The following is a 19,427-nucleotide window of genomic DNA, read 5'->3' as shown; positions in this document are numbered from 1 at the left end:
CCGCCTGCTCCGCCAACCTTGCAGGAGGTGTTCGTGCCGGCGGGCGACGGGGCTGCGACGGGCTTCGCGCTGTCGCAGATCGCGGCCGGGCAAGCGATGCGCGGTGCGGGGCAGCAGAACGCGACCGCGTTGTGGGTGCAGGATCGCCGCGTGCTGAAGGATGCCGGACGCCCCTACCCCCACGGCCTGCCCGAACTCGGTCGCACCGGCCTGCTGCACCTTGTCGCGCGCGATGCGGGGGAGGCGCTGTGCGCGATGGAGGAAGGGCTGCACTGCCCCTCGCTGGCGGCAGTGATCGGGGAACTGCACGGCGATCCGCGCGCGCTCGACTTTACTGCCACGCGGCGGCTGGCGGTCGCGGCGGAGCGTTATGGCGTGCCGGTGTTCCTGCTGCGCTGCGGGGGCCATGCCGATCTCAGCGGCGCGAGACGGCGCTGGCGGGTGGCCAGCCGCCCTTCGCCCGCACATCCGCACGATCCCGAAGCGCCGGGCGCGCCGACATGGTCGCTCGAACTGTTCCGCGCACGCGACATGCGCCCCGGCACGTGGGAGGCGAGCTATGACCGCGCGGCGCATCGTCTCGATCTGGTTTCCCCGGCTGGCGATGGAACGCTGGCACCGGCAGCAGGCGGCGCAGAACCCGCACCGGCCTTCGCCCGCCGCTACGGCTGAAGAAGCGCCACCCGCACCAACACCCCCGCCGCTCGCACTCGCGTCGGAAAATGCCCACGGCACGGTGATCGACGCAGTCGACGCCGCCGCGCGGGCGAGCGGCATCCACCCCGGCCAGAAGCTGACCGACGCACGCGCGATCTGCCCCGAACTGGTGATCGAGCCCTCCGATCCGGCAGGCGACGCGGCATGGCTCGAACGGATCGCCCGCTGGTCCCAGCGCTGGAGCCCGTGGAGCGCGGTGGACGGGGCGGACGGCCTGCTGCTCGACAGCACCGGGGCGGCGCATCTGTTCGGTGGGGAAACCGCCCTGCTGGCGGAAATGCAGCGCAGCTTCACGGAGATGGGCCTGACCGCGCGCACGGCAATGGCGCCCACCATCGGGGGGGCATGGGCGCTGGCCCGCCATGCCGCAAACAACCGCATCGTGGTGACACCCGACACGCTCGACGCCGCGCTCGCCCCGCTGCCGGTGGCGGCGCTGCGTATTGCAGAGGATGACGCGCTGGCGCTCAAGCGGCTGGGCTTCAAGAGCATCGGTGCGCTCGCCCGCGTGCCCACCCGCGCGCTTGCCCGCCGGTTTCGCACTGCAAAGCAGGGAGGCGTCGGGGCGCTCACCCGGCTGGGGCAGGCACGCGGCACGGTGGAGGAGGTCGTCGCCCCGCTGGTGGCGCGCGAGGTTTACCGTGCGCAGGCGCGCGTGATGGACCCGGTCCGCCACACCGCCATCCTCGCGCCGATCCTCGCCGACCTTGCCGGGGACCTGTGCGCGCAGCTCGAAGTCGCGCATCGGGGCCTGCGCCGCCTGCGGTTCGAAGCGTTCCGCGTCGACGGCCATGTCGCGATGCTGGTCGCGGCGACCGCTGCCCCGGTGCGCGAGCCCGCCCATGTCGCGCGGCTCTTCGCCGAACAGCTGGAGACGCTGGAGGCAGGGTTCGGCTTCGATGCCTTTGCGCTCACCGCCCTGTGGCACGAGGTGATGGACGCGCAGCAGGCAAGCCTCACCGAAAGCGAGCCAGAGGGGCTATCGCTGTCGCACCTGATCGACCGGCTGTGCGCGCGCACGGGCGCCCACGGCGTGCTGCGCCCTGCCCCGCACGCCAGCCATATTCCGGAACGCGCGATCACCTGGCACCCGGCGTTAGAGGCTATTGAGGGCAATGCCGCGCTCGACACCTCGCTGGCCGCCACGCTCGGCACTCTGCCCGAACGCCCCGTGCGCCTGTTCGACCGGCCCGAACAGATCGCGGTGATCTACGCCACACCCGAAGGCCCGCCGCGCCGCTTCCGCTGGCGCCGCCGCCTGCACGACGTGATCCGGGTGGAGGGGCCGGAACGCATCGCGCCCGAATGGTGGCGGGAGAAATCCGCCGTGCGGCTGCGCGACTATTACCGCATCGAGGATGCCGAGGGGCGGCGTTACTGGATCTATCGCAACGGCGTGGTCGACGATGGCCGCGGCGGCCCGCCCGCATGGTTCATGCACGGGCTGTTCGCCTGATGCCGGAGGCCCCGCTCACGCCGGAAAAGCGCACGTTGCAGCGGATCGCCGGCAGCGGCTTCGCGCCCAATCCGCGCGCTCCTTATGTCGAACTGGGCGTTGCGAGCTGCTTTTCCTTCCTGCGCGGCGCATCCGACGCGGTCGACCTGGTGCTGGCCGCGCTGGGTCATGGCTATGATGCGCTAGGGATCGCCGATGCCAACACCATGGCGGGCATCGTGCGCCTCCATGCAGAGGCGAAGACGGCGCAACTGCGTCCGGTGATCGGCTGCCGGCTGGAACTGATCGAGGGGCACGCCTTCCTTGCCTACCCGACAGACCGCGCTGCCTACGGGCGGCTGTGCACCCTGCTTTCGCAAGGCAAGATGCAGACCGCCGACGGCAAGTGGCAGGACAAGGGCGAGTGCCACCTGACCCTGCCGATGCTGGCGAGCCATGCCGACGGCGTGCAACTGATCGCGCTGCCGGGTGGGGACGTTTCCGCTTTCGCTGCCGATCTGCCCATGCTCGCCGCCGCGCTGCCGACCATGCGCCATATCGCCGCCAGCTACCTCTACCGCGGCAACGACCGCGCGCGCATCGCCCGGCTGGACGAGCTGGCGACGGCGCATGGCCTTGCCATCCTCGCCACCAACGACGTGCATTACCACGCGGCGGAGCGTCGCCCGTTGCAGGACGTGATGACCTGCATCCGCGAGAAGACGACGATGGATCGCGCGGGCTATCTCCTTCACGCCAATGCGGAACGGCACCTGAAAAGCCCCGCCGAGATGCAGCGCCTGTTCGCCCGGTGGCCGCACGCCATTGCCGCCACGCGCGCGGTTGCGGATGCCTGCAACTTCTCGCTCGACGAATTGCGCTACGAATACCCCGAAGAAACCGTCCCCACCGGCGAAACGCCGCAGCATTACCTCGAACGCGTGGCGTGGGAAGGCGCGGCCCATCGCTACCCTCAGGGCGTGCCGCAAAAGGTCCGCGACCTCGTGACGCGCGAGCTGGCGATGATCGCAAAGCTCGACATCGCGCGCTATTTCCTCACCATCAAGGACGTGATCGACTTCGCGCGCGGGTGCGATCCGCCGATCCTGTGCCAGGGGCGCGGGTCCGCCGCCAACAGCGCGGTGTGCTTCTGCCTTGGCATCACCTCGGTCGATCCGTCCGAGGTCGAACTGCTTTTCGAACGCTTTATCTCAGAGGAGCGGCGCGAGCCGCCCGACATCGACGTCGATTTCGAACACGAGCGGCGCGAGGAAGTGATCCAGTACATCTACGCCCGTTATGGCCGCCAGCGCGCGGGCCTGTGTGCCACCGTGATCCACTACCGCCCGCGCTCCGCCATTCGCGAGGTCGGCAAGGCGATGGGCCTGTCCGAAGACGTAACCAGCGCGCTCGCCCGCACGGTGTGGGGCAGTTGGGGCAGTTCGGTGGACGAGGCGAAGACCGAAGAGGCCGGGCTCGACCTTGCCGATCCGTACCTGCGCCGCGTGATCATGCTGGCGGACCAGATGATCGGAATGCCGCGCCACCTCTCGCAGCACGTCGGCGGCTTCATCCTCACCAACGGCCCGCTGGTGGAAAGCGTGCCGATCGGCAACGGCGCCATGCCCGAACGCAGCTTCATCGAGTGGGACAAGGACGATATCGACGCGCTCGGCATCATGAAGATCGACGTGCTGGCGCTGGGGATGCTGACGTGCATCCGTAAAGCCTTCGACCTGATCGACGCGCATCACGGCAAGCGCTTCACCCTCGCCACCGTCCCGCGCGAGGATCCGGCGGTCTACGACATGCTCTGCCGCGCCGACAGCATCGGCGTGTTCCAGGTGGAAAGCCGCGCGCAGATGAACATGCTGCCGCGCCTGCGCCCGCGCTGCTATTACGACCTCGTCATCGAAGTCGCCATCGTGCGGCCCGGCCCGATCCAGGGCGACATGGTGCACCCCTACCTCAAGCGGCGGCAGGGGCGCGAGAAGGCGGAGTACCCCTCCCCCGGCCCGCAGCACGATCCCGACGAGCTGAAGAAGATCCTCTCGCGCACCATGGGCGTGCCGATCTTCCAGGAACAGGCGATGAAGATCGCCATCGTCGCAGCCGAGTTCACTCCGGCGGAAGCCAACCAGCTGCGAAAGGCGATGGCGACCTTCCGTTCCAAGGGCCTCGTTTCCGAACACAAGGAACGGATGGTGGAGCGCATGGTCGCGCGCGGATACGACCGCGATTTCGCCGCGCGCTGCTTCAGCCAGATCGAAGGGTTCGGCGAATACGGCTTCCCCGAAAGCCACGCCGCCAGCTTCGCGCACCTCGTCTACGTGTCGAGCTGGATCAAGTGTCACTACCCCGACGCCTTCTGCGCGGCGCTGCTCAACTCGCAGCCGATGGGCTTCTACGCGCCCGCCCAGATCGTGCGCGACGCGCGCGAACACGGGGTCGAAGTGCGCGCGCCTGACGTGAATTATTCGGATTGGGACAATCTGCTGGAACCGGCCGGAATGGGCGACGGGCCGGCACGATGGGCGGTGCGGCTGGGTTTTCGCCAGATCAACGGATTTGCCGTGCAGGATGCCGCCGCGCTGTTGCATCACCGCATCGCGCCCTATGCCGATGTCGAGGATCTGCGCGCGCGCAGCCGCATCCCCGTCGCCACCGTGCGCAAGCTGGCAGAGGCGGACGGGTTCCGCAGCACCGGGCTGGACCGGCGGCAGGCGCTGTGGGATGCGCGTGCGCTGAAGCAGGCGCCCGACCTGCCACTGTTCAGTTTTGCCGAGGCGCGCGACGAGGGGGCTGAACTTGCCGATGTCGACCTGCCGCAGATGCCGGTATGCGAACACGTGGTGGCCGATTACCAGACCATGCGCCTGTCGCTGAAGGCGCATCCCATGTCTTTCCTGCGCGACAATTACGCCGCGCGCGGCTTCACCCGATCCGCCGATTTGCGCGACCTGAAGTTCAACGCGCCCGTCCGCGCCGCAGGCGTGGTGCTGATCCGCCAGCGGCCGGGCAGCGCCAAGGGAGTGTGCTTCATCACGCTGGAGGACGAAAGCGGGGTCGCCAACCTCGTCATCTGGCCCGACGTGATGGCGCGCTTCCGCAAGGTCATCATGTCCGCGAGGCTGATGGAAGTGCGCGGCATCGTGCAGAAGGATGACGACGTGCTGCATATCGTCGTGCGCGAGCTGGTCGACGGCACCGATCGCCTGCTCGCCCTGTCCGACGACCTGCTGCACACGCAGATGGAACGCGCCGACCACGTAAACAGCCCATTGCCGCCGTCCGCCTCGCGCCACCCGCGCGATGCGCAGATCATTCCGCGATCGAGAGATTTTCATTGATGCAAGGGCGCTCCTGTCCGTAACGCTGCGCGGATACATGAGCGATCCTTCCACCCACACCCGGTTCCGCGACGCGCTGGGCGCCTTTGCCACCGGCGTGACCATTGCGACGACGCTGGACGAAAGCGGCGATCCGGTGGGCGTGACGGCGAGCAGCTTCAACTCCGTCAGCCTCGACCCGCCGCTGGTGCTCTGGTCGCTCGCCAAGGAAAGCAAGTCGCGCCCGGCCTTCTGCGCCAGCGGACATTTCGCCGTCCATGTCCTCACCGCCGCGCAGGAGGCGCTGTCCAACCGCTTCGCCCGGTCGGGGGAAGACAAGTTCGCCGATGTCGACTGGCACAAGGGGCAACTGGGCTCGCCCGTGTTGCAACACTACGCCGCGCGCTTCGAATGCCGCACCCGTCACCAGTACGAGGGCGGCGACCACATCATCATGGTGGGCGAAGTCATCGATTTCGAATCGCGGGACGAAGCCCCGCTGCTGTTTCACGGCGGTCGCTATGCCGATCACCGCCCGCGGCCCGTTCGCAGCGCGGTGGACATGGAACACGGCCATTTCAGCGACGATTTCCTGTTCCAGCTGGTCTCGCGCGCGCACTATGCCACATCGCGCAGCGCCCGCGGCACGATCGCCGCGCTCGACCTGTCCATGGCCGAATACCTCGCGCTCGCGCTCCTCAGCCGCCAGTCGCCGCAAACGGGCGCGCAGCTTGCCAATTATTGCGACGACTTCGGCTACGCGCTGGCTGAAAGCGATATTACGGCAATGGTCCGACGCGACCTGCTGGCCGCCACGGACGGCGGGTTCGAACAGGGCGAGGAAGGGCGCCGGCGTTTCCTTGAAGTGCTGGCCGCAGCCAAGGCGCGCGAAACGGATCTCGCCGACCAGCTGACCGACGCCGAACTGGCCGAGGCGAAGCGGCTGCTGCGCAAGATCATCGCCCTCGCCGAAGCGGGCTGATCCGCTCAGGCGAGGCCGGTGATGCGGCCAGCCTCGTCCAGCCCGATATCGAGCGCCGCCGGATGGCGCGGCAGGCCGGGCATGGTCATGATGTCGCCGCAGATCGCCACCACGAAGCCCGCGCCCGCCGACAGCCGAACCTCGCGCACCTCGACCACGTGGCCTTCGGGTGCGCCGAGGCGAGCCGGATCGGTCGAAAAGCTGTACTGCGTCTTGGCAATGCAGACCGGCAGTTCGCCGAAGCCCCACCCGGCATATTCGGCCAGAGCGCGGGCCGCAGGCGCGGACAGCACGATGTCCTGCGCGCCGTAGATTTCGCGCGCCACGGTGCGGACCTTCTCCGCCAGCGGCATCGCATCGGGATAGAGCAATTCGACTTGGGCCGCGGCGTCCAGCGCCTCCATCACGCGGCGCGCCAGCTCGGTCGCGCCTGCGCCGCCCTCCGCCCAATGGCGCGACAGCGCGCAGGTTACGCCGAGATCAGCGCAGATCTTCTCCAGCGCTGCAACTTCCTCGGCAGCGTCCTTGGCGAAATGGTTGATCGCGACCACCGGGGTCAGGCCGTATTTCCGCAGGTTCGCGACGTGACGCGCGAGGTTTGCCGCACCTCGCTCCAGCGCGGGGACATCGGGACTCTCGAGATCGGCCTTCGCCACCCCGCCCTGCATCTTGAGCGCCCGGACAGTTGCCACCAGCACCACGGCATCGGGGCGGAGGCCAGATTGGCGGCACTTGATGTCGAGGAATTTCTCCGCCCCCAGATCGGCGCCGAAGCCGGCTTCGGTCACCACCACGTCCGCCAGTTTCAGCGCCGCCCGCGTGGCGACGACCGAGTTGCAGCCATGCGCGATATTGGCGAAGGGACCGCCGTGGATGAAGGCGGGATTGTTCTCGATCGTCTGCACCAGATTGGGCGCGAGCGCATCGCGCAACAGCACCGCCATGGCGCCGTCCGCGCCGATGGCTCGCGCGGTGACGGGTTCCCTTGAATAGCTGCGCGCCACGATCATATCGCCGAGCCGGCGCTGGAGGTCGTGCAGATCGCTGGCGAGGCACAGGATCGCCATGATTTCCGACGCGACGGTGATGTCGAAGCCGCTTTCGCGCGGAATGCCGTGCGCGGGACCGCCAAGCCCGACGGTGATGTTGCGCAGCGCGCGGTCGTTCATGTCGACCACACGCCGCCAGCTGATCCGCCGCGGATCGATATTCAGCGCATTGCCCCACTGCAGATGATTGTCGATCATCGCCGACAACAGGCTGTGCGCCGAGGTGATGGCGTGGAAATCGCCCGTGAAATGGAGGTTGATGTCCTCCATCGGCACGACCTGCGCGCGCCCCCCGCCCGCCGCGCCGCCCTTCATCCCGAAGCACGGGCCGAGCGAGGGTTCGCGAAGGCAAGCCATGGCGTTGACGCCGATTGCATTCAGGCCGTCAGTCAGCCCGACGGTGGTGGTGGTCTTCCCCTCTCCCGCCGGGGTCGGAGTTATGGCCGTGACCAGCACCAGCTTGCCTGCGGGCCGGTCCTTCAGCGCAGCAATCTGGTCGAGCGAAAGTTTCGCCTTGTCATGGCCGTAGGGGACCAGCGCCCGTGCCGGCAGGCCCAGCCGCCGCTCTGCCAGCGACAGGATCGGCTCCAGCTTCGCGGCGCGGGCAATATCGATGTCGGGCGCGCCGGGCGGCGGCAGATGGTCGGTCGGCATGGCGGGAGAAATCTCTGCGACAATGGTGGAACGGCAAGCTTGCCCGCCCGTGCGGCTCCGCGACAAGGCCTGCCGCTCCCGCAATCCCCCGACAGGTCAGATGAACCGCCCGAAGCGGCCCTTGTCCGCCAACACCTCGCGCGCGCAATTGTGCCCCGGCGCGCCGGTCACGCCGCCACCGGGATGCGAGCCTGCGCCACACATGTAGAGGCCCTTCACCGGCCCGCGATAGCTGCCGTGGCCGAGCACGGGCCGCGCCGACCATAGCTGGTCGAGACTCATGTGACCGTGGAAGATGTCGCCGCCGACAAGGCCGAACTTGCGTTCGAGTCCCTTGGGGCTCAGCACCTGCCGACCGAGGATCGAAGCGCGGAAGCCCGGTGCATGCGCCTCGACCGTATCGATGATCGTGTCGGCGGCGGCGCCCTCCTCGTCGTCCCAGTCACGACCGTCGGGAAGCTCGGGGGCGAATTGCTGGCAGAACAGGCTGGCGACGTGCTGGCCCGCAGGCGCGAGGCTGTCGTCCACCGTGCTGGGGATCAGCATCTCCACGATCGGCGCCTTCGACCAGCCATGCAGCTTCGCGTCGATGAAGGCCCGGTCCATGTAGTCGAGCGTGGGTGCGATCACGATACCGGCGCGGTGATGCTCGCCCGGCTCGGGCAGTGCCGTGAAACGCGGAAGTTCGCTCAGCGCGACGTTCATGCGGAAGGTCCCGCCGCCCGCCTTGTACCCGCGCATCCGGCGGCGGAAATCGTCTGGCTGGTGGCTCTCGTCCAGCAACCTGCCGTAAAGCAGCTTCGGCCCGACATTGGCGATAACGCGCTTCGCCCGCACTTCCTCGCCAGTTTCGAGCGTCACGCCTGCCACAGCATCGCCATCGACGAGCACGTGCGCGACCGGCGCTTCGAGGCTGATCTCCACGCCCGCTTCCTCGCATGCCTCGGCCATCAGCTGCGTGATCGTGCCCATGCCGCCGACGACATGGCCCCATGCGCCCTTGTTGCCGTTCACCTCGCCAAAGACGTGGTGCAGGAGGACATAGGCGCTGCCCGGCGTGTCGGGCGAAGCGTAATTGCCGACCACGGCGTCGAAACCGAAGGCCGCCTTCACCGCCTCGCTTTCGAACCAGCCATCGAGAAAGCTGCGCGCCGACTTGGTGAAGAGGTCGAGTACGTCGCGCTTCGCATCGAGCGGCAGACGCGAGAGGCCCCAGCCCTGCGCCACCGCCGCCCCGAGGGATCGCAGCCCCTCTCCGGCGTTTGGCGGCGTCTCGAGCGCCAGAGCGCGCAGCACGTCCGCCACGCGGTCGAGCGCGGCGTAGTAATGCGGCAAGGCATCCGCATCGCGCTTGGAAAACCGAGCGAACTCCGCCTGCGTCCGCTCCAGCGAACCGCCGAGCTTGAGATAGCCGCCATCGGGCTGTGGCAGGAAGTTGGAGATCGGGCGCTCGATCACGCGATAGCCGCGCTCGGGCAGGCGCATGTCGGCGATGACTCGGGGCTGCAAGAGGCTGACGGTGTAGCTCGCGACCGAGTTGCGGAAGCCCGGGTGGAATTCCTCGGTTACAGCCGCGCCGCCAACGACGCCGCGCCGCTCCAGCACCCGCACCTTCAACCCCGCACGGGCAAGGTAAAAGGCGCAGGTCAGGCCATTGTGCCCCCCGCCGATGATGACTGCATCGAGCATGTCTGGCGCCTCCATCGCTTCGCCCCTTCAGGCAAGCCTAGTGGACGCTTGCCGTTTCCGTCTTTCGCACCGGCGCGCTGCGGGCCGCTGCGAGAGCGACAAGGCACAGCAGCACGTAGCAGATCATCGGCACGATGAAGGCGAAGGTGTAGCTCGTCGCGTCGGAAACCAGTCCGACCAGCACGGGGATCGCAGCGCCGCCGACAATGCCGGTGCACAGCAGACCCGACGTCGCCTCGTCGCTGGCGCTCGAACGCTCCAGCGTTAGGGTGAAGATCACCGGGAACATGATCGAATTGAACAAGCCGATCGCCAGCGCGACGTAGCCCGCGGAAACGCCGCCCACCGCGAAGACATAGAGGCACATCGCTGCCGCAATCGCGGTAAAGATCGCCAGCAGGCGCGTCGCCTTCACGAAATAGAGCAGGCCGGTACCGACCAGCCTGCCGACGAACGCGCCGCCCCAGTAGAAGCTCACCAGCGCACCCGCTTGTTGCAGATTGATGCCCCAGGTGTTCTCGCTGTTGAGGAACAGGGCCATCTGCGTTCCGATGGCAACCTCTGCGCCCACGTAGAGGAAGATCGCACCCGCGCCGATCAGCGCCCAGCGCGACGACAGCGCCTCTCCGATCAGCTGTCCGATGTTCTTGCCCGAACCGATGGCAGGCGCAGCCGCGGCAACGGTCTTGCGGGCGAGGAAGAAGAAGCCGAGCAGCAGGATCAGGAGGCCGCAGATCCAGAAGTACGCGCGGTCGATGCCCGCCAGCGCGTTGTTCCGCACTTCCTCGGTCAGCGCGACGCCGTCAGTGACTTCGACGCCGGCCAGGAACAGGCTCGCCCCAAGGGCCGGGCCGATGATCGTGCCGAAGCTGTTGAACGTTTGCGCCAGCGTTAGACGGAAGTGGCTTTTTTCGGGATCACCCAAGGCGGCGGCGAGCGGATTTGCTGCGACCTGCAGGATGGTTATGCCGCTGGCCAGCACGAACAGGCCGAGCAGCACGAGGTTGTAATTGGCGATGTTCGCCGCGCCCAGCATGATCAGGCAGGCGACGACCATCATCGCCAGGGCCAGAAGGATGGACGGTACCGCACGCCATTTCGCAATGATCGCCGCCGCCGGGAAGCTGACGAGGCCATAGGCAATGAAGAAGGCCGACGCGGAAAGCTGCGCCTGTGCGTCGCTGAGCGTGAAGATGCCCTTCACCGCTGCAACCAGCGGGTCGATCAACGATGTGATGAACCCCCAGGCGAAGAACAATGTCGTCACCGCGACGAATGCGGCAGTGACGCCGGTCCGCTTTTCCATGAATACCCTTCCCGTTTCGTCCCGCAATGTGAACGTTCTCTTTTGCTCTGCCTACAGCAAGACTGCGGCTGGAGGCGAGCCATATTTTGGGAATCGAACAATGGGAAGGTGGCAAATCCCTTCGCCCACGACGCTGTCTGGCAGCCGAAGGCCCCGTCAGGCCCCAATGCTCGCTGCCGTACCGGAACGGTGCTTGTCGCTTTTCAAAAAACCGGTATGGTGTGAGTCGGAAATGCGCAAAGCATCTGCATCGGGAGAGTGGTGATGGCTTGGGACTTCGAAACCGAACCGGAATTCCAAGAAAAGCTGGACTGGATGGAAGGCTTTGTCCGCGAAAAGGTCGAACCGCTCGGGATGCTCGGCATCCATCCTTACGACGTCAAGAATCCGCGCCGCAACGAACTCGTGCGGCCCTTGCAGGAAGAGGTGAAGGCCAAGGGGCTGTGGGCCTGCCACCTCGGCCCGGAACTGGGCGGCCAGGGTTACGGTCAGGTCAGGCTCGGCCTGATGAACGAGATTCTGGGCGGCGCGACATTTGCGCCGATCGTCTTCGGGTGTCAGGCTCCGGACACCGGAAATGCGGAGATCATCGCGCACTATGGCACGCCGGAACAGAAAGAGCGGTATCTCCAGCCGCTGCTCAACAACGAGATCGTTTCCGCCTTTTCCATGACTGAGCCACAGGGCGGCAGCGACCCGACGAATTTCGTCACCAGGGCGGAACTCGACGGCAATCACTGGAAGATCAACGGCGAAAAATGGTTCTCGACCAACGGCAAGTGGGCCGACTTCCTGATCGTGATGGCAGTGACCGACCCGGACGCGCAACGACACCGGAAAATGAGCATGTTCATCGTCCCGGTCGACACGCCGGGCGTCGAGATCGTCCGGAACGTCGGCGTGTATGGACAGCAGGATGGCTCCGAAAGTTACGTGCGCTACACCGATGTGCGCGTGCCTGCGGACCATTTGCTGGGCGAACAGGGCGGCGCCTTCGCCATTTCACAGACCCGCCTTGGCGGAGGCCGGGTGCATCACGCCATGCGGACGGTCGGCAATTGCCGCCGCCTGCTCGACGCGATGAGCCGAAGGGCGGTCAGCCGCAAGACCCGGGAAGGTACGGTCGCCGACTACCAGACGGTCAAGATGCAGATCGCCGACAGCTATATCGAGCTGGAACAGTTCAAGCTGTTCGTGCTCAAGACCGCGTGGATGATCGACAAGCACCAGGATTATCTGAAGGTCCGGAAGGACATCGCCGCGATCAAGGCGCTGATGCCCGAAGTCTACCACAACATCGCAAGGCGGTGCATCCACATCCACGGCTCGCTCGGCGTGTCCAACGAGATGCCCTTCGTCGGCAATCTGATCGGATCGATGGTGATGGGGATCGCAGACGGGCCGACGGAAGTGCACAAGGTCACCGTCGCGAAACAGCATCTGCGCGACTACAAGGACGTCGCCGATCCGATCTTCCCAGACTACTCGCTGCTCGAGCGGCGGGCGCGGGCGAAGGAAATGTACGACCCGATCGATGAGATCGTCGAAGCGGCGGACGCGGCATGAACGAGGCGGCCGTGGTCGCTCTCCCGTCGGACAATCCCGAAGACGGGGTGCCGAAAATCGGGGTCGGCACGCGGCTGTCCTATGGCTTTGGCGCGCTCGCCAACGGTATCAAGAGCGCGGCCTTTTCCAGCTATCTGATGCTCTACTTCAACCAGGTCGTCGGCGTCCCCGCCGCGATCGTGGGCACGGCGCTGGCAATGACGCTGCTGGTCGATGCCGTGGTCGATCCCTTTCTGGGCAGGTGGGCCGACACCACGCGCTCACGCTGGGGGCGGCGGCATCCGTTCATGTACGCCGCGGCCATTCCGACCACGCTGTTCTTCTTCCTGACGTGGTTCCCGCCGGACGGCCTCAGCGCCACGCAGATGGGCTTGTGGATTTTCGTGCTCGCCTCGGCGACCCGTGCGTCGATCAGCGCGTTCGAGATCAACGCATCCGCGCTCGCGCCCGAACTGACGCCGCGTTACAACGAGCGGACGAAACTGTTCTCCCTGCGCTACTGGTTCGGATATGCGGGAGCTTACGGGTTCACATCCTTTTGCCTCGCCTTCGTGTTCGTTTCGAGCGAGGAATATCCCCGCGGGCAGCTCAATCCCGACAGCTACGCGGCTTTCGCCGGCCTCGGCGCGCTGCTGATCTTCCTCGCGATCCTGATCTGCACCGCGGGTACGCACAACCGCATTCCCTACATCCGACAGGCCGACGCCCTCATCCCAAACGCCGCCCGCGTTACGCCGATGCAGCACCTGCGCGAGATGTTCTCGTCTTTCCGCAATCGCGCTTTCCTGGCTATCTTCGGGTTCGGCGTTTTCAAATACTCCGCGATCGGACTTTACAGCGCGACGACGCTGTATTTCGGCACGTACCTCTTCAAGCTGACGGCCCCGCAACTCGCCCTGCTGACGCTCGACAGCTTCGTCGCCGCGACGATTGCCGCGCCGCTGGCGCCGGTGGTTTCTAAGTGGATCGGCAAGCGTGCCAGCTCCATGATCTTCGCCGTGGCCGGCGTATCCATCGGGCTTACGCCACTGGTGCTCAGCTATCTCGACCTCTTCTACGTACCGGGCGATGCGCTGCTCGTACCGGTGCTGTTCGTGATCGGCGCGGTCTATGGCGCGATGGTCGCGATCTCGCTGATCAACACCAGCGCCATGATGGCCGACGTGGTAGAGGACAGCGCGGTGAAGACCGGGCGCCACGATGCGGGGACCTTCTTCGCCGCCGCCAGCTTCATGCAGCAATGCTCCAATGCGCTGGGAATTTTCGCCGCCGGGCAGATCCTGGCCTGGTCCGCCTTTCCCGAGCAGGCCGATCCGCAGACCATTCCTGATGGCGTCGTGGATTCGCTGCTGCTCCACTACATTCCGATCTCCATCACGCTCTGGACCATCGGAGCGATGTTCCTCCTGTTCTATCCGATCACGCGCGAGAAGCACCTGCAGAACCTCGAAATCCTGCGCGCGCGCGAGGCCGAGGCGCGCGATAACGAGCTGCGCGACCTCCCGCTCGGCGCACCGGCAAGGTAGGGCGCGGCGTGGTCGTAGACAGCACCGCACCGCCGATCCGGCTGGGCACGAAGGTGCTCTATGGCACCGGTTCGATCGGTTACGGCATCAAGGACGTGGCCTTCCGGTCGTTCCTGCTGCTCTATTACAACCAGGTCGTCGGGGTGCGCGCGGATCTCGTGTCCTTCGCCATTCTGGTCGCGCTGGTGTTCGACGCGATTTCGGACCCGATCGTCGGACAATGGTCGGATTCGGTTCGCACCAGACTGGGTCGGCGGCATCCCTTCATGTTCGCATCCGCCGTTCCTGCGGCGGGCAGCCTGCTGCTGCTGTTCATGCCGCCCGCGGGCATGAGCGACGTTCAGACATTCTGGTATATCCTGGTGATCGGCTGCGCAGTGCGAACCTTCATCACGTTCTACGAGATACCCAGCAGCGCCCTCGCCCCGGAACTGACGCCCGACTATAACGAGCGTACATCCATCGCCAGTTTCCGCTTCTTCTTCGGTTATCTCGGCGGGATAGCGATGGCGTTCCTGACGCTCTACGTCTTCCTAGCGCCATCGGCCGAGTACCCGGTCGGGCAGCTCAACCCCGAAGGCTACTGGCGCTTCGCAATCTGGGGATCGCTGATCATGTTCGCGGCGATCATGGTGTCGAGCATCGGGACGCTGCACCGGGTCAAATACTTCAAGCCGCCGCCCAAGACTCCGTGGCTGGGCGTGTTCGGCACGCTGGGGCAGATGAAGCAGACCTTCTCGCACAAGGGCTTCCTCGCGCTGCTCGGCTTCGGCCTGCTCAAGTATACCGCCATCGGCATGACCTCCGCGCTCCAGATCTATTTCGGCACCTATCTGTGGGGACTCACCTCGGCGCAGCTTGCCGTGCTGGTGCTGGACGCGCTGGTGGGCGCGAGCCTTGGCCTGTTTCTTGCGCCGTGGCTCTCGCGCAAGTTTGGAAAGCGCAATGCCGCCTTCGGGCTCGCCGTCGTGGCGGTGCTGGTCGGGTCCACGCCCTATCTGCTGCGCATTTTCGGCGTGTTCCTCGAAAACGGCGATCCGCTGCTGGTGCCGACGATCTTCGCGATCACCTCGCTTTACAATATGTGCGGCTTTTCCTCCGCCGTGCTGACCCATGCCATGGTCGGTGACGTGGTCGAGGAAAGTCAGCTCGCCACCGGCCGCCGGTCCGAAGGGCTGTTCTACGCCGCCAACACCTTCATGCAGAAGGCGACGTCCGGGATCGGCGTGTTCGTTGCCGGGATACTGGTTTCGGTCGTCGGGCTGACGCCGGGAACCGATCCGCGCGACATCGCGCCCGAGGTGCCATTGCAGCTGGCGATGGCCTATGTACCTGCCCTGCTGCTGCTATATATCGGGGGCGCCTGCTTCCTGTTCTTCTACCGCATCGACCGGCAAAGCCACGAGGCCAATCTGGAAAAGCTGCGGTTGCAGAACCGCGAAGAAGTGGCGGACGCGGAAATGATCGCGGATCCGGCAGCATGACGACAACCCTTTTCCGGGCGCGGAATTGCGCCCGTCCGCACGTGCCAATCGAGGAGTAGACAATGGCCACGCAACCACAGACAGACGCCCCGGCGGGGGAAGACGCCTTCCGCGAGGAAGTGCGTGACTTCATCGCGCAGAACTTTCCCGAAGAGCTGAAGGGCAAGGGCAATGCCATGGCCTCCGTCGAGGGGCCGGGGCATGAAACGGCGGCGCAGAAAAGCTGGCGCGAAGCCATGGGCGCCCGCGGCTGGGGCACGCCAACCTGGCCCGCCGAATATGGCGGCGGCGGCCTTTCCAAGAAGCAGGCCCGCATCCTCGACGAGGAAATGGCGAAGGCCGGCGCCTACAACCCGATCGGCGGCATGGGCGTGATGATGTTCGGCCCCACCCTGCTCGAATACGGCAACGAAGCGCAGAAGAAGGAACACATCCCCCCGATCTGCCGCGGCGAAATCCGCTGGTGTCAGGGTTATTCGGAACCCAACGCCGGGTCCGACCTCGCCAATCTGCAGACCTTCGCAGAGGACAAGGGCGACCACTACGTCGTCAACGGCCAGAAAACCTGGACCAGCGGCGGCCAGTGGGCTGACAAGTGTTTCTGCCTCGTCCGCACGGACAAGAGCGACAAGCACCGCGGCATCAGCTTCCTGCTGATGGACATGGATGCGCCGGGCGTCGAAGTGCGTCCGATCCAGATGATCAGCGGAATGAGCCCGTTCTGCGAAACCTTCTTCACCGATGTGAAGGTGCCGAAGGAAAACCTCGTCGGAGAGGAAGGCCAGGGCTGGACCATCGGCAAGCGCCTGCTTCAGCATGAACGCACCAACCTGTCCGGCGGCGGCAGCATGGCTCGCATGATGGGTGCGAGCCTCGGCGACATCGCGAAGAAGTATGTCGAGACCGACGCAAACGGAAAAATCGCGGATGCGGTGCTGCGCGACAAAATTGCCGACTTCGAACTGCGCTGGAACGCCTTTCTCCTCACCGCGCGCCGCGCGACCGAGGAAAGCAAGGCGTCGGGCGGCGTTTCCGAAATCAGTTCCGTGCTCAAGAAGCTGGGCACCAAGCTGGGTCAGGAACGCGCAGAGCTGCTGATCGAGATCATGGGCCTGCAGGGGCTGGGCTGGGAAGGCGAAAGCTTTTCCGAAACCGAACTCGCCGGCGTGCGCGCGTGGCTCTTCGGCAAGGCCACGACGATCTACGGCGGCTCGACCGAAATCCAGAACAACATCATCGCCAAGCGTGTGCTCGGCATGCTCGATCACCAGTAAGAAAAGGAGCGCTGAAACATGGCGGTTCTCAACGAAGAACAGGAAATGCTGCGCGACATGGCGCGCGACTGGGCCAAGAACGAAGGTTCGGTGGCCGAATTCCGCAAGGTCCGCGCAAGCGGCGACGACAAGGCCTACGACCCGGCGGCCTATGGCACGATGGCCGAAATGGGCTGGACCGGGGTCATCATTCCCGAAGAACACGGCGGGTCGGACTTTGGCTGGCTCAGCCTGGGGCTGATCGTCGAGGAACTGGGCAAGTCACTCAACGCCAGCCCGCTGGTGGCGAGCACGCTGGCCGCGTCGGCGATCATCCTCGGCGGTAGCGATGAGCAGAAAGCCAAGTGGCTGCCGAAGATGGCGAGCGGCGAAGTCATCGGCACACTGGCGATTGACGAAGGTCCGCATCACGGTCGCGGCGAGATCAAGGCCAGCGTTTCGGGCGGCAAGCTGTCCGGCACCAAGGCTTTCGTGCATGAGGCCCATGGTGCAAAACTGTTCGTGGTCGCGGCGGCGGACGGGCTCTACCTCGTCGAAGCAGGCGATGGCGTCAGCCTGTCGACCCGCAAGCTGACGGACCAGCGCAGTCACGCCGACGTCACTTTCGACGGTGTAGCCGCGGACAAACTGGCCGGTGGCGGTGACAGCCTCCTCGACGATGTGCTCGACCGCGCGCGCATCCTGACTGCCGCCGAAATGCTCGGCATGGCGCAGCAGGTGTTCGACACCACGCTCGATTATCTGAAGCAGCGCGTGCAGTTCAACCAGGTGCTGGCGACTTTCCAGGCACTGCAACACCGCATGGCGGACCTGTTCGGCGACCTCGCTTCGATGCGCTCTGCGGTCGAGGGCGGCTTGCAGGCGCTGGACGCAGGGTTCCGCGTGCCGCAGGCGGGATGCCTGGCCAAGGCGCGCGCCAACGACGTGCTTCACACCATGAGCCGCGAGGGCGTGCAGCTCCACGGCGGCATGGGCATGACCGACGAATACGACGTCGGCTTCTATCTGAAGCGCGCGCGGGTGCTCGAAGCGAGCTTCGGCAGCACATCCTTCCTCAAGGATCGCTTCGCCACGCTCAGCGGCTATTGATGCCTTGGATCCGATCGAGGATCCCGACAGGCTGACACGCGACATGGCCAGCGCGCAGCAACGCGCGCTGGCCGATCACGCGCAATTCGTGGACGAGAACCTCGCCCGCAATTATCGCGCGAACTTCATTCACGGCGTGCTGGGGATGACCGGGTTCCGGCTGATCTACGCGCCCACCATCATTCCCGCCTACCTGCTGCTGCTGACGGGCAGCACGGCGGCGGTGGGCCTGGGTTCGGCGCTGCTGCAACTGGGCGCGACGATAAGCCCGATCGCCAGCGGTTCGCGGATCGAGCATCGCAGCCATATCCTGCCCTACGCCATTCGCGTCGGCTCGATGATGCGGCTGATGATCCTGTGCCTCGCGCTGGCGGGCTGGTTCCTGACCGGCAATTTGCTGCTCGCCGCGACTTTCCTCAGCTTCCTGCTGCTCGGCTTCTTCACCGGCGCCCAGCGGGTCGCGTTCCAGATGCTGATGAGCAAGCTGATCCCGATCCGCAAACGCGGGCGATTGCAGGGCTATCGCAACTTCGCCGGGGGACTGATTGCCGCCGTACTCGCCTGGGCTGCGGGGAATTACCTGATTGCCGACGAATGGCTGGGCAATGGCTACGCCACCACGTTCCTGTTCGCTTTCATCCTGACCAGCCTGGGCCTGGTGGTACTGAAGACCATGATCCGCGAACCTGCCGCGCCCGTGTCACGCCCGCAGATGCCGATGATGCAGCGTATTCGCGAATTTCCGCAATTGCTGGAGAACCGCGATTTCGCCGGTTTCTGCGTGGTGCAGAGCCTCGCCACGGTCGCCCGCGTGGGCGCGCCGTTCTGGACGGTCTACGCGGGAACGCAGCTCGGTCTCGATGGCGCGCTGATCGGCGGGCTGAGCTTCGTTTTCCTCGGCTCCGACACGGTGTCGAACATCGTGTGGGGACCGCTTGGCGACCGCTTCGGTTTCAAGATCGTCTACGTTCTCGCGTTGCTCAGCACCATTGGTGGGGTCGGTCTGCTCATCGTCGGCAGCACCGCTTTGCCAATCTACGGCGCCTTCGTGTGCCTCGGGATCGGGGGTTCGGGCTGGATGCTCGCTGCAACCACCATGGTGCTGGAATTCGGCGCGCAGGAGGACACGCCGATGCGCCTCGCGCTGATCACCACGGTCGAAGGCGCGATTGCTGCGACCGGGCCGATAGTGGCAGGACTGGTGGTGGCCGCTTACGGATTCATGCCGCTGTTCGCCGTCGTGCTCGCCAGCACCATCGCGGCGCTCGTATTCATGATCGTAAAGGTGCGCGAACCGCGCAAGCTCGCGGCCGAGGGCTGAGCTTCC

13 protein-coding genes are annotated in these 19,427 nt (G+C 65.9%); 10 read left to right on the top strand and 3 right to left on the bottom strand.

Features of this window, described 5'->3' with window-relative positions; genetic code table 11:
• Window positions 1–33: 33 nt before the first annotated feature.
• The 4 genes from ACXYN8_RS08625 to ACXYN8_RS08610 are packed head-to-tail and all read left to right on the top strand — an operon-like array spanning window position 34 to window position 6,463.
• The gene (locus ACXYN8_RS08625; RefSeq protein ID WP_458889019.1) at window positions 34–672 is read left to right on the top strand and encodes an ImuA family protein; all 639 of its coding nucleotides are present in this window, start codon (window positions 34–36) and stop codon (window positions 670–672) included.
• Complete coding sequence (locus ACXYN8_RS08620) at window positions 560–2,173, top strand: Y-family DNA polymerase (protein WP_458889018.1); 1,614 nt, start codon at window positions 560–562, stop codon at window positions 2,171–2,173. Before ACXYN8_RS08625 ends, ACXYN8_RS08620 begins: the two co-directional genes overlap by 113 nt.
• A complete protein-coding gene (locus ACXYN8_RS08615; RefSeq protein ID WP_458889017.1) occupies window positions 2,173–5,502 on the top strand; it encodes an error-prone DNA polymerase in 3,330 nt (1,109 codons plus the stop codon). The genes ACXYN8_RS08620 and ACXYN8_RS08615 overlap by 1 nt, the downstream gene beginning before the upstream one ends.
• Window positions 5,503–5,539: 37 nt before the next feature.
• A complete protein-coding gene (locus ACXYN8_RS08610; RefSeq protein WP_458889016.1) occupies window positions 5,540–6,463 on the top strand; it encodes a flavin reductase in 924 nt (307 codons plus the stop codon).
• A gap of 5 nt (window positions 6,464–6,468) precedes the next feature.
• Here ACXYN8_RS08610 and ACXYN8_RS08605 read toward each other — a convergent pair whose 3' ends face one another.
• The 3 genes from ACXYN8_RS08605 to ACXYN8_RS08595 form a co-directional block, all read right to left on the bottom strand.
• Entirely contained in the window at window positions 6,469–8,166 is a 1,698-nt protein-coding gene (locus ACXYN8_RS08605) for a formate--tetrahydrofolate ligase (RefSeq protein ID WP_458889015.1), read from the bottom strand.
• A 96-nt stretch (window positions 8,167–8,262) separates the two neighbouring features.
• Window positions 8,263–9,870, bottom strand: coding sequence for a phytoene desaturase family protein (locus ACXYN8_RS08600; RefSeq protein WP_458889014.1), 1,608 nt, complete (start codon window positions 9,868–9,870; stop codon window positions 8,263–8,265).
• A 22-nt stretch (window positions 9,871–9,892) separates the two neighbouring features.
• On the bottom strand, window positions 9,893–11,161 hold the full coding sequence (locus tag ACXYN8_RS08595; protein ID WP_458889013.1) for an MFS transporter: 1,269 nt from the start codon (window positions 11,159–11,161) through the stop codon (window positions 9,893–9,895).
• A gap of 264 nt (window positions 11,162–11,425) precedes the next feature.
• Between ACXYN8_RS08595 and ACXYN8_RS08590 the strand changes: the two genes are divergently transcribed.
• The 6 genes from ACXYN8_RS08590 (at window position 11,426) to ACXYN8_RS08565 (ending at window position 19,421) form a co-directional block, all read left to right on the top strand.
• Window positions 11,426–12,727 carry an acyl-CoA dehydrogenase family protein gene (locus tag ACXYN8_RS08590; protein ID WP_458889012.1) on the top strand — a complete coding sequence of 434 codons (1,302 nt, stop codon included), beginning with the start codon at window positions 11,426–11,428 and terminating at the stop codon, window positions 12,725–12,727.
• Window positions 12,724–14,253 (top strand): MFS transporter, encoded by a 1,530-nt coding sequence (locus ACXYN8_RS08585; RefSeq protein WP_458889011.1) that lies wholly within the window; start codon window positions 12,724–12,726, stop codon window positions 14,251–14,253. Before ACXYN8_RS08590 ends, ACXYN8_RS08585 begins: the two co-directional genes overlap by 4 nt.
• An 8-nt stretch (window positions 14,254–14,261) precedes the next feature.
• Entirely contained in the window at window positions 14,262–15,737 is a 1,476-nt protein-coding gene (locus tag ACXYN8_RS08580; protein WP_458889010.1) for an MFS transporter, read from the top strand.
• Between the two features lie 62 nt (window positions 15,738–15,799).
• Complete coding sequence (locus tag ACXYN8_RS08575; RefSeq protein WP_458889009.1) at window positions 15,800–17,011, top strand: acyl-CoA dehydrogenase family protein; 1,212 nt, start codon at window positions 15,800–15,802, stop codon at window positions 17,009–17,011.
• 18 nt (window positions 17,012–17,029) lie between these two features.
• Window positions 17,030–18,100: an acyl-CoA dehydrogenase family protein gene (locus ACXYN8_RS08570; RefSeq protein ID WP_458889008.1), complete on the top strand. Its 1,071-nt coding sequence runs from the start codon at window positions 17,030–17,032 to the stop codon at window positions 18,098–18,100.
• 4 nt (window positions 18,101–18,104) lie between these two features.
• Window positions 18,105–19,421 carry an MFS transporter gene (locus tag ACXYN8_RS08565; protein ID WP_458889007.1) on the top strand — a complete coding sequence of 439 codons (1,317 nt, stop codon included), beginning with the start codon at window positions 18,105–18,107 and terminating at the stop codon, window positions 19,419–19,421.
• The last annotated feature ends 6 nt before the right edge of the window (window positions 19,422–19,427 follow it).

It is taken from the genome of Altererythrobacter sp. CAU 1778, from assembly GCF_054482795.1.
Note: the sequence above shows the minus strand (reverse complement) of the source record. Positions and strands in the feature narration are given on the sequence as shown.

Excerpts from the sequence above, each read along its gene's own strand:
- ACXYN8_RS08620 (WP_458889018.1), top strand. The coding sequence starts at position 560 with ATGACCGCGCGGCGCATCGTCTCGATCTGGTTTCCCCGGCTGGCGATG.
- ACXYN8_RS08615 (WP_458889017.1), top strand. The coding sequence starts at position 2,173 with ATGCCGGAGGCCCCGCTCACGCCGGAAAAGCGCACGTTGCAGCGGATC.
- ACXYN8_RS08610 (WP_458889016.1), top strand. The coding sequence starts at position 5,540 with ATGAGCGATCCTTCCACCCACACCCGGTTCCGCGACGCGCTGGGCGCC.
- ACXYN8_RS08605 (WP_458889015.1), bottom strand. The coding sequence starts at position 8,166 with ATGCCGACCGACCATCTGCCGCCGCCCGGCGCGCCCGACATCGATATT.
- ACXYN8_RS08600 (WP_458889014.1), bottom strand. The coding sequence starts at position 9,870 with ATGGAGGCGCCAGACATGCTCGATGCAGTCATCATCGGCGGGGGGCAC.
- ACXYN8_RS08595 (WP_458889013.1), bottom strand. The coding sequence starts at position 11,161 with ATGGAAAAGCGGACCGGCGTCACTGCCGCATTCGTCGCGGTGACGACA.
- ACXYN8_RS08590 (WP_458889012.1), top strand. The coding sequence starts at position 11,426 with ATGGCTTGGGACTTCGAAACCGAACCGGAATTCCAAGAAAAGCTGGAC.
- ACXYN8_RS08585 (WP_458889011.1), top strand. The coding sequence starts at position 12,724 with ATGAACGAGGCGGCCGTGGTCGCTCTCCCGTCGGACAATCCCGAAGAC.
- ACXYN8_RS08575 (WP_458889009.1), top strand. The coding sequence starts at position 15,800 with ATGGCCACGCAACCACAGACAGACGCCCCGGCGGGGGAAGACGCCTTC.
- ACXYN8_RS08570 (WP_458889008.1), top strand. The coding sequence starts at position 17,030 with ATGGCGGTTCTCAACGAAGAACAGGAAATGCTGCGCGACATGGCGCGC.